The organism is Methanothrix soehngenii GP6, assembly GCF_000204415.1.
Lineage (GTDB): Archaea > Halobacteriota > Methanosarcinia > Methanotrichales > Methanotrichaceae > Methanothrix > Methanothrix soehngenii.
Window position 1 is genome coordinate 93,914 of sequence record NC_015416.1, and the last position, 11,759, is coordinate 105,672.

At 53.0% G+C, this 11,759-nt stretch carries 11 protein-coding genes; 3 read left to right on the forward strand and 8 right to left on the reverse strand.

Annotated features, from left to right (window positions below; all coding sequences use genetic code 11):
- Nucleotides 1-75 precede the first annotated feature (75 nt).
- Complete coding sequence (locus tag MCON_RS00390; RefSeq protein WP_157863594.1) at nt 76-375, forward strand: hypothetical protein; 300 nt, start codon at nt 76-78, stop codon at nt 373-375.
- Here the strand turns inward: MCON_RS00390 and glgP are convergent.
- Entirely contained in the window at nt 321-2,864 is a 2,544-nt protein-coding gene (glgP, locus tag MCON_RS00395) for an alpha-glucan family phosphorylase (protein WP_013718071.1), read from the reverse strand. The genes MCON_RS00390 and glgP overlap by 55 nt on opposite strands.
- A gap of 55 nt (nt 2,865-2,919) precedes the next feature.
- Here glgP and MCON_RS17005 point away from each other — a divergent pair, with 55 nt between their 5' ends.
- Nucleotides 2,920-3,336: a type II toxin-antitoxin system HicB family antitoxin gene (locus MCON_RS17005; protein WP_320354226.1), complete on the forward strand. Its 417-nt coding sequence runs from the start codon at nt 2,920-2,922 to the stop codon at nt 3,334-3,336.
- 149 nt (nt 3,337-3,485) lie between these two features.
- Here the strand turns inward: MCON_RS17005 and MCON_RS00405 are convergent, their stop codons facing one another.
- Nucleotides 3,486-3,695, reverse strand: coding sequence for a hypothetical protein (locus MCON_RS00405; protein ID WP_013718073.1), 210 nt, complete (start codon nt 3,693-3,695; stop codon nt 3,486-3,488).
- A complete protein-coding gene (locus MCON_RS00410) occupies nt 3,685-4,122 on the reverse strand; it encodes a PIN domain-containing protein (RefSeq protein ID WP_048131573.1) in 438 nt (145 codons plus the stop codon). The genes MCON_RS00405 and MCON_RS00410 overlap by 11 nt, the downstream gene beginning before the upstream one ends.
- Nucleotides 4,123-4,857: 735 nt before the next feature.
- Between MCON_RS00410 and MCON_RS14975 the strand changes: the two genes are divergently transcribed.
- The gene (locus tag MCON_RS14975; protein ID WP_083804627.1) at nt 4,858-5,169 is read left to right on the forward strand and encodes a DUF2188 domain-containing protein; all 312 of its coding nucleotides are present in this window, start codon (nt 4,858-4,860) and stop codon (nt 5,167-5,169) included.
- 66 nt (nt 5,170-5,235) lie between these two features.
- Here the strand turns inward: MCON_RS14975 and MCON_RS00425 are convergent, their stop codons facing one another.
- The 5 genes from MCON_RS00425 to MCON_RS00445 are packed head-to-tail and all read right to left on the reverse strand — an operon-like array spanning nt 5,236 to nt 11,749.
- Complete coding sequence (locus MCON_RS00425) at nt 5,236-6,129, reverse strand: SWIM zinc finger family protein (RefSeq protein ID WP_013718078.1); 894 nt, start codon at nt 6,127-6,129, stop codon at nt 5,236-5,238.
- A complete protein-coding gene (locus MCON_RS00430) occupies nt 6,126-9,233 on the reverse strand; it encodes a DEAD/DEAH box helicase (RefSeq protein WP_013718079.1) in 3,108 nt (1,035 codons plus the stop codon). The genes MCON_RS00425 and MCON_RS00430 overlap by 4 nt, the downstream gene beginning before the upstream one ends.
- A gap of 44 nt (nt 9,234-9,277) precedes the next feature.
- Nucleotides 9,278-9,826, reverse strand: coding sequence for a DUF6691 family protein (locus MCON_RS00435; protein ID WP_013718080.1), 549 nt, complete (start codon nt 9,824-9,826; stop codon nt 9,278-9,280).
- 12 nt (nt 9,827-9,838) lie between these two features.
- On the reverse strand, nt 9,839-10,363 hold the full coding sequence (locus tag MCON_RS00440) for a YeeE/YedE thiosulfate transporter family protein (protein ID WP_013718081.1): 525 nt from the start codon (nt 10,361-10,363) through the stop codon (nt 9,839-9,841).
- A gap of 6 nt (nt 10,364-10,369) precedes the next feature.
- The gene (locus MCON_RS00445; protein ID WP_013718082.1) at nt 10,370-11,749 is read right to left on the reverse strand and encodes an MBL fold metallo-hydrolase; all 1,380 of its coding nucleotides are present in this window, start codon (nt 11,747-11,749) and stop codon (nt 10,370-10,372) included.
- Between the last annotated feature and the right edge of the window lie 10 nt (nt 11,750-11,759).

Below are 11,759 nucleotides of genomic sequence, written 5' to 3' on the forward strand. Positions count from 1 at the left end.
GCTGTATGAGAATGGGCTGTATGGAGAGGTGCCTCATAGATGAATAAAAATACTAAAAATAAATGGATCCCCAAGATGCAGACGCATATACTGGCAGGAGCAGAGATCAGGGCAGGATCCAGAGTGCTCTATCCCATCATCAAGATCCTGGTCATCGCCGCTGGAGATCGGCTGCTGGGATTCAGATTAAGCCCGATTGCATTACTGATTGCGGAGCCCGGAATGCGATATGCGATCTCCATGGAAGGAAAGCAATTGGCCTTGGATGAGGTCTACAAGCTGGCTCCATCTCTGAGAGATCTTGATCTCAAAACGGCTGATCAGCGCATCCATAGGATATGCGAATCCTCCTGGGGAATAAACGCATCCGGATGATAGGGCACAATCCGAGGTGTATAATCCTCTGCATGCCTGTTTGCCGGAACATCAGCGCAGTAAACGAACCCATTGACCGAGCCAGTAAGCGTCCCTCTCTGATCCATAAGGATCCTCGCCGGCTTCATCTGCTCTCCCCGGCTGGATTGGGGCAGAGGATCGGCATAAAGCTCCACCTGAATATCATCTGGATAGACATCACCTAAATATATCTCTATCTGGAAGTGCCACCGATCCTCCTCGTCCCCGGTCACCTTCAGGTGGCCAAAATGAACGCCTCTCCAGCATTGGTTGATCCGCTTCTGCCAACCCACCAGCTCCTTCGCCAGCTTTGCACCCTCTTTTGCCCTCTTTCTATAGGCGTCAGCCGCCGGCTGGTAGACCTTCTCTACATACTCTTTCATCATACGGTTGCCGCTATAGCGCGGGGTTAGCTCAGTCATGCTGGCCTTGATCTTTGCCACCCAGGATGATGGAACTCCCTGATCGTCCCGCTGGTAGAAGAGCGGTATTACCTCCTCCTCCAGCAGACGGTAAAGGTTCCGGGCATCTAAATCATCTCTTTCCGGCCCAAAGCCTGCAGGGGACTCAATCTCATCCCCCTCATCTCCCAGCAGCCAGCCCACCCGTGGTTCATAGGCCTCATCCCACCATCCGTCGAGAGTGGAGAGGTTCAGCCCGCCATTGGCCAGAACCTTCATGCCGCTCGTCCCGCAGGCCTCATTGGGACGGAGTGGAGTGTTAATCCATAAATCCACTCCCGCCTGCAGATGCTGGGCCAGATCGATATCGTAATCCTCGAGAAATATCACCCGATCCGTTATATCCGGCCGATCGGCGAAGTTGGCCATCTGCTTGACCATCTCCTTCCCAGCGATATCGGCAGGATGAGCCTTGGCGGCCATCAAGAGCTGAACCGGCCTATCATGATTGGTCAGAATACTGACCAGCTTCTCCTCGTCCCTGAGGAGAAGATTTGTGCGCTTGTAGGCGGTTGCCCTTCTGGCAAAGCCTATGGTGAGGGTATTGGGGTCCAAGACATGCCTTGCGGCCTCGATCTCCTCAGGCGAGGCTCCGTGCTCCTGCATCTGCCGGGCGTGACGCCTGCGAGCATAATCGATTAGGTCTTTTCTGGCAAGAGCTCTGAAGTTCCAGATATCCTGGTCGCTCTGCCTGGCGATCTTTCCTGCCTCGTAATCGATGCTTTCCGGACCGCATCCGGTCGGACAGCTCAAAGACCACAATCTCTGGGCCACAGGAGAATCCCAGGTGGGAATATGGACCCCGTTGGTAATATAATCAATTGGCACCTCATTCTCCGGCCAGCGGGGATAGCGGGACTGAAAGATCCTCTTGCTCACCTGGGCATGAAGCCTGCTCACTCCATTAACAAAGCAGCTCCCGCTAATGGCGAGAAAGGCGATGTTAAATGGGCTGCTGTAATCCTTCTCGGTCTTCAATCCCATTATAACCAGATCATTCGGAAAGAGGCCTTGAGCGTCTGTATAATGCTTTGCATATTTTTTCAAAAGATCTCTATCAAATCGATCGAAACCCGCCTCCACCGGGGTATGAGTGGTGAATACATTTCCCGCCCGGGTGGCCCAGAGAGCCTCCAGGAATGAGCAGCCTTCCTCATGCATGAAGCTATAGGCTCTGGCCAGGACTACAAATGCAGCATGGCCCTCGTTCATATGGCAGACAATAGGCTTTATTCCCATCTTTTTTAAGGCCAGCCAGCCGCCCACGCCCAGGATGATCTCCTGGATGAGGCGCAGCTCCTGTCCGGGAGCATAAAGGCTGGCGGTGATCGCCCTATCCCATGGGCTGTTTAGAGGATCGTTGGAGTCCAGGAGAAAGAGGTTCACCCGGCCCACCTGAGCCCTCCAGACCCTTAAGTACAGATGTCTCCCCGGAAGGCTGATCTTGATTCTGAGCCTGCCTCCCTCCTCGTCCTGGACCGGCTCTATGGGAAGGCTGTTTGGATCGTTATAAGGAAAGGCCTCGATCTGAGATCCGTCCTGGGCCAAAACCTGACGGAAGTATCCCTGCTGGTAGAGGAGGCCTACTCCGACCAGTGGGACTCCCAGGTCGCTGGCCGTCTTCAGGTGGTCTCCAGCCAGGATTCCCAGGCCTCCAGAGTAGATGGGAAGGGCCTCAGAAAGGCCGAATTCCATACTGAAGTAGGCCACAGAGTCCAGATTGAAATGCTCCTCGCACCATCCTGGCTGTGCCAGAAATTTCGTGTTTCTCTCCTGCCAATCTCTTATCTCCGTTCTCAGAGCATCGTCTTGTGCCAGCTCGTTTAGTCGGCTTTTTGAGATGTTTTGCAGGATGAGATAGGGATTTTTGGTCTTCTCCCAGGCCTCGGGATCCAGCAGCTCCCAGACCCTGTCTGTCGTCAACCGAACTGTCCAGCGCAAATCTAAGGCCAGATCAGCAAGACCTTCCAGTCCTGAGGGCAATTGCAGGTCCGTATGGCTTTTCATTTATCCGCCTCGATCAATTTCCATAGCAGGGCTTTCTGGAGCGCTTAAGTAACTTGTGTTCCTTTGCATTATTTTAAAAAGGCTCCTCGCTAAATACATATCCATCATTATAGGTCTTTCCATGTTTACAGAGTATATTCAGGCAGCCTTGGAGAAAGTGCAGTATAAGGTCATAGATAATGGCGATGAGCCATATTTTGCAGATGTCCCAGAACTCGATGGTGTGTGGGCCACAGGTCATACCGTTGAGGATGCACGCAGAAATTTCATTGAGGCTCTGGAAGAGTGGATCGCAGCTCGCCTGCAATGGGGCCTGCTCATTCCACCAATAGGCGGCCAGACCATCGAGGTCTCTAAGGAGCCGGTTCCAGTTGTCCAGGCTCGGTATTCACAAATCCAGCGTTCTAGCCTACGGCGACATAGGCAGCCAGTTCCAAATCCATCCCATCACAAAAGCAGCGGCTGCATCTGATGCGTAAGCCTTCCAGGCATCTCACTCTTTTCTTTTTTTGCCTTTATTCTTCTTTTGGATTCCGGTAGGAGAAGGCAGCATGCAGGGCAATGCCGTCCCTTTACTTGTGAGGATTGAGATTTCGATATTCTATCACCAGACTTCTTGATCTACTCCTTTCTTTTCCTCTTAATCTCTTCGAGGATCTCATCAAGGCTCTGGTCCAGCCATCCCGCCCTCTCCTTCGTATAATCGCCGCTCCCTAGATCAAAGCTTTGCAGGAACCTGGCCATATCCACAGGCCCCAGGGCTTCAGCTAGAGCATCTATCCCCAGCTTCCTGATCTCATTGATGCTTCTGACATCTACTTTAGAGGACATCTAACAACCACCTTGCAGGGTTCATGACTATGACTTTGATGTCCGCGCTCATCCTAATCGCTGCTCTCAAGATCTCATCATCCGTGGTCAGCATAACATCCGCTGATCTCTCCGCACAGGCCAGATGCAAAGCATCCATGGGCTTTATTAGCCCTTGCATCTCGATCTCCCGAACTCTGGAGACGATAGACTCATCCACAATGGTCTTTTCTCTTGATATCGAGGCAATTTGTTCCACTTTGCTTCGCCTCTCGGCATCTGGTATTCTGGAGATTTCGTAATCTATGGCTTCGCTGCCTATGAGAGTCCACTCCAAGAGGCACCTCTTTAATATGGCCAGGACTGCTTCTGATTCCATCCTGATTATCTCTTCGGTTTGGTCATCAAAAGGCCGGTTGATGCAGCAGACGTCCAGGTAGATTTTCATGAGTATCTTGGCCGTATTTGATATCTTTTTTGCAGTTGATTGGTTTGCCCAACTATTAAATCTTTGGACAAATTTGCTCATCGAGATTGGAAAGAAGTGATCTTTGTTAGTCGATTTCCAGAATCTTGTCAGGATTAAAGGTTAGTATCAATAAATGCGATCTCTTTTTTCAGTGGGCGCCGCGAGTCGGCCCTCTGGGCCTCCCGCGCTAATGCCCTGGCCCCCTCAACGCCGGGGAGGCTTGGATACAATTGGGCAGGCCGTTGAGGATTTGAGAGGTGGGACACAATTGTTCTCCGGATGTAGAATGAAAAGGCAATATGAGATTTGTCCAGGAAGCGAATTAGTAACACTGATCTTCAGATCCCTATAACCATCGCCAGCTTCGCTGCCACAAGCCCAGAGAAGGAGAATCTGCATGAATAAAATACTGAACTTTCCGATCGATTACGAAGACAATCGCAAACCAGTGGTTTTAGCTGATGGCGAACGGGGCAGCCTGTCCCGATCCATCCCATTATGAAGGCAGCGGCCACATCTGATATCTTCCAGATCATCATGAATCTTGTGGGAATTCCCTGGCTTCCGGCCCTGTTCTATGGCCGCGGCCGCTCCAGCTCCTTTCATCTCCACCGCAATTATCCTGGGCGCACTGCAGCATTCATGGCCAGGGAAAGCCCCCTCGCAGAAACCCAACAAATCATTTTATATATTTAGAGACACTAATAGAAAAATATGGCTCGCAATGAGCGACATGTGGTAAAGAATTCCCGAAACGGATGGGATATCAAGAAGCCCCATGCATGGAGGCCTTGTGGTCACGCTCAGACCAAGGCCGAGGCGATCAGGCTGGCACGAGAGATATGCAGGAAAGAGAAGGCTGAGTGCATCATCCATAGTGAAGATGGAAAATTCGAGGTCTACGATAGCTATGGAAGGTGCCTGGACGCGTCCAGGTATATGAAGACAAGTCCATTTAAGGGATTTGTTAACTGGATGAGCAAGCTCTTTCAGTCAATAATGCACTCATCAAGGTTTCGGCAATAGCTTTCAGCAGTCTTTTGCCTTCCAGCATCCAGCTCGTGAAGTGTGGCATAGCCAGTGCCATCTTTACTACTGCATCTCTTTGCTTTCAGTCTCGCCAGTTGCCCTCTGAAGTGCTGCTTTGCCTGCTTTTTCATAGGCCTTGGGGAGCAATGCTGCCAAATTGACGCCTGCTATGTAAAAAGGGCTCGGCCCCAGTCTCTCCAAAACTGCCCCCTTTACATCAGGGGCTCTTGGATTGATCTCCAGCAGATCAAGCTCGCCACCTCCCCGCCAGTAGCAATCCAAACACTCCTCCAAGGGCTTGAATTGCTCCCGTGCGTCCTGGCTTGATCTCGAAATCCCATCTGCCTCCTCAACAGCCTCAGCGGAACGCATCTTGCGCATCGCTTCCATGATCTGCTCTTTGCTTCGCCCTCGAAGCTTGAAGATCAGGAAAGGATCGCAGTCAAACTGCTCTGCCAGAAGATAGTAGACCGCAGCTATATGCTTGCAGGGATTAGACCAGTCCGGGCAGGAGCAATCTGTCTTCAGGTCCCTGCCCTTACTGGGAAAGAGGGATAGACCTGACTCGGAGAAGGCCTCTTCGATGTTCTGCGGCATCTCCCCGCCCAGCAGCCGGGCTGCAAATACTGCTTTTGAGGCCATAGTCGAGGCAGCCTTATCCCACTCAGCATCCGACAGTGGCTTCAGCTTTATCACCACATCATAAGGCTCCGATCCGGTCCCCTGCACCCTGGCCCTCACTATGCCGGGATTGACATCTATGGATATAACCTGCCCTTTTCGAGCATAGCTTTTTCCTCGAGTGAGCCTGGCTCCCAGATTGAAGGATTCAAGGGTCTTGACCCAGCGCTTGGACCACCATGTTTCTCCTATGCATCCTCGTTTACTCTTGGCTTTTAGCCCGTTCTTGACCTCTTTTGGCTTGGCTGGTTCATAGTAGCTCCAGTAGGGGCTCATTTTCTATCGCTCCGATCGCTGCTATCGCTCCCATTGCTCACTGCCTCCTGCCTCAGAACAAGCAGCTCTCTCAAGCTATCATCAGACAGCTCAGTCAGCCAGGCTTCGCCTGTCCCTATCACCGATTCTGCCAGCGCTTTCTTCTGTTCTATCATCTGGTCTATTCTCTCCTCAAGCGTTCCAGCACAGACGAACTTATGCACAAAGACGTTCTTCTTCTGGCCGATGCGGAAGGCGCGGTCAGTAGCCTGATTCTCCACCGCAGGATTCCACCAGCGATCGAAGTGGAATACATGGTTGGCAGCAGTCAGATTAAGGCCGAAGCCTCCGGCCTTTAGTGATAGTATGAATATTGGAGAGCTTCCCTGCTGGAACCTTTGGATCATCTCCTCTCTCTGCTTCCGGCTGGTCTTGCCGTGCAGGAAGAGGACTTCAACCCCGAGCTTTTCCTGCAGCTGATGTCTGAGCATCGCCCCCATGCCGGCGAACTGAGTGAATATCAAGGCCCTGTCACCAACAGAAATGGCCTCGTCGAGCATCTCCTCCAGACGGGACAGCTTTCCAGAGCGGCCCTCCAGCGGGCTTCCGTCCTGCAGGAAGAGCGCCGGGTGGTTGCAGATCTGCTTGAGCTTGGTCAGTGCAGCCAGAATCTGACCTCTGCGCTTCATGCCTTCAGAAGACTCGATCCTGGATAACATATCCTCCACCACCGCAGCATAAAGGCTCGCCTGCTCCGGCGTCAAATTATAGCCCACCTTCATCTCCGTCTTTTCTGGGAGGTCCTTTATCACTGTGGTGTCGGTTTTTAGCCGGCGCAGGACAAAGGGCTGGATGAGAGATCGCAGGGCCTCGGAATGAGCTCTATTATTGTATCTTTCTATGGGCAGCACGAAATCCCTGCGGAAGGATTCGAATGAGCCCAGATAGCCGGGATTGAGGAAATCCATGATCGACCATAGCTCAGAGAGCCTGTTCTCCACGGGCGTTCCTGTCAGAGCGATCTTTTGGGTGGCTTTCAGGCGCTTTATGGACTGGGTCTGCCGGGCAGACTGGTTCTTGATGCTCTGCGCCTCGTCCAGTACTATGTGACCCCAGGATACGGCATTAAGCTCTTCTTCATCCCTCTGGGCAAGGGAGTAGGTGGTGATAACCACATCTGCCTTTTCCGCCGCCTTCTCGAAGTCCTGGCCGGAGAGGCGTCCCAGGCCGTGATGCATGAGGACCTTCAGCCCGGGGGCAAAGCGCTCGATCTCTCGCTCCCAGTTGCCGGCAACAGACATGGGACAGATGAGAAGAGTGGGGCCGGGGCCCTTCATAGTCTCTCTCTCATGCAGAAGGAATGCAATCAACTCTATCGTTTTTCCCAGACCCATATCATCCGCCAGACAGGCTCCCAGGCCGAGCCGGTTCAGGTACATGAGCCAGGATACGCCCCGTAGCTGATAGGGCCGCAGTGTGCCCTGGAAATCTCGGGGTGAAGGGAGTTGCTCCATATGGCCGCTGGGGTCAGAAAGGGCGGAAAGCATCTCTTTGATCTTGCCCTCGGCCTCAATGCCGTGCACGGGAAGGGTGGTTTTCGCTTCAGGCAAAGGATGGCCGGCTGGATTCAAGCCCAGCTGCAGAGCCTCAGCCAGGGTCATCTCATGGTTTCTGTTCTTATGGAAAAAATCAATGGCCGCCTCGATATCCTGAGGCCTCAGCTCCATCCACTCTCCCCTTATTTGAATGAGAGGGATCTTGAGGTGAGAGAGCTGTGCGAACTCCTCTCGAGAGATAACATAGTCGCCTAAAGATAGCTGCCAGTCGTATTCCACAACCGAGTTCAGGCCGAAGAAAGCAGAACCAGCATTGCCCTCTTTTCTGGGTGCGTCCCTCAGCTGCAGCTTCACACCCAGGCGTGTGCCGGGTCGCTGCCACCAGGCGGGCAGCATTACTCCGAAGCCATTCTGCTCTAAAAGAGGAGCCGATTGGCGCAGGAATGAATAAGCTTCTGTGGTTTCCATCTCCAGTTCTGCAGGCCTGGCCGTCTCCAGGCTCTTTTCCAGCTGGGGAAAGAGTCGCGCTGCTCTGCCCAGGTCAGCGAGAAGCTGCTCTTGCGGATTCTTTATGCTCTTTTTCAAGAGGGTGAGAGCATCCGACTTTGTCCTCCATACCTCTCCCGCCGGGACCATCAGGCTGCGGTCGTCTTTTGCCTGGAGGAAGAAGCTCAATCTCCAGGTCTCCTCTTCCGCCGGGGCTTGCAGCCGGAAGCAGGTGCGAAATGGTACAGACACCGCTTTCGGCTCGAGTTCACTGATCCAGGAGTTCATCTTCTTGGCGAAGGCGGCGACCTCCTCAGTCGAGGCTTCAAGCGTTGGGTCCTTTGAGGTAAGAGACAGCAAGAACTGCTGGGGCAGAGGAATCACTCGCGGTCTGCGCCCTCTCTTGGGTGGGAGGAGTGTAAGCTGTTCCAGGCTGCCGCGCACCAGAGAGTCGGCCATTTCATCCACGAAGCTTCTCGCCAGATCTTTTGGAGAGGATTTATCTGTGGGGAACAATCTGAGAGCCTGGCAGCTTGGTGGCATGGCTTTTGAGAAGCGATCAAGCCGTTCCAGATCGGTCTCATCCATCACCGCCTTCCATAGAGAGTATCTTTCTCTGACCGCAGGCACAAACTGCTCTTTTGCCACCAGCTCCAGGGAATAGAGGGCGAGCCTGGACCAAAACCGCATTGAATCAGCATAAACAACTCCCTTGAGCGGATGTATGGGAAGATCCAGAAGAAATTTGGCTGCCAGGTCAGGCGCAAGGGCTAGAACATCAACAGCGCATTCGATCAGCCCAGCAGGCTTTTGTGAGATATAATCCTCTCTCAATAGCCAGGGCGAGGGAAGAGGTCCATTTTTGCCGGAAGGAATCCTGAGAATCAGTGCTCGAGTCTTGGCGCCATTCAGATGAAATGCCCTGGAAATTTGCGTTTTCAGCTCCTTTCCCGGCAAGGAGAATGGATGAGCTGGAATCCCTTCGCTGCTAACTGAATAGCCCTGATTGACCAGAGGTAGAGCTGAGGATTCAGCCCAGATATAAAATGCCTCGGTATCCCAGAGAGAGTGCAAGACGTACATGCTTTAAGTCCTTTGGCCCAATCGGGCTTAGGTTATATTGTTATTTAAAAGCTTAGCCAGCGCAGCACGGCGACTATCAAGACTGCCACGGCAGCAATGACGATTATCGGCCTGATGCCTATAAGCTCCGGTATTGTGCCCTCTGGAAGGGGGCCCCATTTCAGCACCGACCGGTTCAGGACAGGATAGAGGCGGGCGAACATCCCCGCTCCAATAATGATGCCAACCATCCCCACCAGGGCATCAATCGCTCCTGACCCAAATGCAGCAGCAGCGGTTCCTGGACAGTAGCCCAGAATAGCAAACCCCGCCCCGAATATCAGCCCGCCGATAACGGTAGATCCGATCGATCCGGGTTTGATGTGCAGACGGACAAGCCCCGCATACCTCATGATATGGATCCCTATCATCCCTACCAGAATGGCTGTGAGCATAACCCTGACCACGGTGAAGTCGGTGAGCTGGAGCTGGCCAACTATCACCCCATAGTCGGTCAGCCCTCCCTTTTGGAGGAGGAATCCGAAGATAACGCCGAATAAGAAACCGAGGGCGACCTGTGCCCTTCCATTTGACCTGATCGTCTCAAAAGGCATCTTTATCACCCCTCATTTGATCCCCAATCCAAAGATCAGTGCGGCGACTGCAATCCCTGAGACAAAAAAGCATACCACCGCAATCCAGCTTACCAGCGATAGCTGAAGAGTGCCGGATATGCCATGACCGGAGGTGCAGCCATCAGCCCAACGGGCCCCCAGACCGATCAGAATCCCCCCGATCAGAGCTATGGCGAACCGGAATAGCGCATCAGCTCCGAAGGCCTCAGCGAATATCGGGGGCACAATCAGAACCGCAAGACGGCCAGAGAGGAATGATGACAGAAGCGATCCAATTATCATGCCGAAGACGATCATCCACTGCCAATCAATTTTGGGCTTGATCTTCTGGTAGTAGGACATCTGGTCCGCATTTTCCCGGTTAATCGCCGATTCGATCATACCGGCAGACTTGGCAAACGCCGTCGAGGCACCCAGGGGGCGATCGGAGAGAAGGAAGGCGATCCAGGAGAGGACCCCTATCCCCGCTCCCACAACATACGGCGACCATGAATCCATCGTTATCCAATCGATCATAAGAGATCAGTCGTTAAGGGCGCAGATACCCAGCTTCTGGTACGCGGTGAATCCGCCCGCCATATTAAAGACGTTATTAAATCCGTTCATCTTCAGGATGGATGCCGCAATGCTCGCCCTCTGTCCTCCTCTGCACATCACAATGTACTTCCTATCCCTGGATAGCTCTTTATGTCTGGTTCTGAGGTCGTGCCAGGGGATCTGAATCGATCCGATGACGCAATCGTCAGTCTTCTCCTCCGCTGACCGGACATCGATGATAACCGCCTTTTCCGATGCAACCAGATCATTTGCCATATTGGGGGTTATTATTGGAACAGTATCTACTGGCATAGCGTTCACTCCCCAGGCCAGCATGCCCCTTTCGAGGAACGCTTCCACGCTATCCAGACCTACCCGGCGCAGCTGCATAGCAGCCTCGTCCACCTGTTCATTCCCTTCAACCACCAGGAAGATGTCCTTTTTCGGGGGTATGACCCAGCCTGCCTGGGTGGCGAAGCTGCCGGCAAGATCGATATGCCAGGATCCAGGTATATGCAGGCCGGAGAATGCCGGATAGCTTCGTACGTCCAAGATCGCCGCCTTTTCGGATTTTATGCTATTGGAAAAGGCCTTCGGATCCAAAGGTTTAGGAGTTTTGAGGCTCCTCATGAGATTGGGCCCCACCCTGTTGATCTCTGAGCAGCGAGCGAAATGGTCCGGGGCAGCTGGCATATCCGAGGTGAGGGAATGTATGAACTCCTGGCGATCGGATATCTGCAGGGCATAGTTGTATTTTCTTTCAAAGCCAATGGTGCTGCTCCTCTTTGCGCTTATCGCCCGTCCGCAGAGCGATCCCATGCTATGAGCAGGATAGACCTCGCAGTGGTCCGGAAGCTTAAGGATCTTCTCGTGCAGGCTATCATAGAGGGATGATGCAAGCTCCTCTGCTCTGCCCGGAAAGAGGTCCGGCCTGCCAACGTCTCCTACAAAGAGAGTGTCACCGCAAAAGAGGGATACAGGGTCATCTGCCCTGCTGGTGTCAGCAGCTATGTAGGAGATGTGCTCTGGGGTGTGGCCTGGGGTCTCGATCACCGAGAATATGATATCCTCCAGCTTTATCCTGTCCCCTTCTTTTAGGGGTTCATGGGGAAAAGCGCAGTTCGCAGATGCTGGAGCATAAATCCTGGCTCCAGTCGCTTCTTCCAGATCGAGGTGGCCGGAGATGAAATCAGCATGCAGGTGCGTCTCCAGGATATGAGTTATCTTAAGACCCATCTTCTTGGCAGAATCCAGATAGGGACGGATGTTTCGTTCTGGGTCGATGACTGCACAGATGTTATTCCCGGCTACCATGTAGGAGCTATGGGCGATGCCGGGGACGAAAAATTGATGGATGATCATCATTCTCACCTCT

Coding starts and splice junctions, on each gene's coding strand:
- MCON_RS00390 (WP_157863594.1), top strand. CDS start 76: ATGCAGACGCATATACTGGCAGGAGCAGAGATCAGGGCAGGATCCAGA.
- glgP (WP_013718071.1), bottom strand. CDS start 2,864: ATGAAAAGCCATACGGACCTGCAATTGCCCTCAGGACTGGAAGGTCTT.
- MCON_RS00405 (WP_013718073.1), bottom strand. CDS start 3,695: ATGTCCTCTAAAGTAGATGTCAGAAGCATCAATGAGATCAGGAAGCTG.
- MCON_RS00410 (WP_048131573.1), bottom strand. CDS start 4,122: ATGAAAATCTACCTGGACGTCTGCTGCATCAACCGGCCTTTTGATGAC.
- MCON_RS14975 (WP_083804627.1), top strand. CDS start 4,858: ATGGCTCGCAATGAGCGACATGTGGTAAAGAATTCCCGAAACGGATGG.
- MCON_RS00425 (WP_013718078.1), bottom strand. CDS start 6,129: ATGAGCCCCTACTGGAGCTACTATGAACCAGCCAAGCCAAAAGAGGTC.
- MCON_RS00430 (WP_013718079.1), bottom strand. CDS start 9,233: ATGTACGTCTTGCACTCTCTCTGGGATACCGAGGCATTTTATATCTGG.
- MCON_RS00435 (WP_013718080.1), bottom strand. CDS start 9,826: ATGCCTTTTGAGACGATCAGGTCAAATGGAAGGGCACAGGTCGCCCTC.
- MCON_RS00440 (WP_013718081.1), bottom strand. CDS start 10,363: ATGATCGATTGGATAACGATGGATTCATGGTCGCCGTATGTTGTGGGA.
- MCON_RS00445 (WP_013718082.1), bottom strand. CDS start 11,749: ATGATGATCATCCATCAATTTTTCGTCCCCGGCATCGCCCATAGCTCC.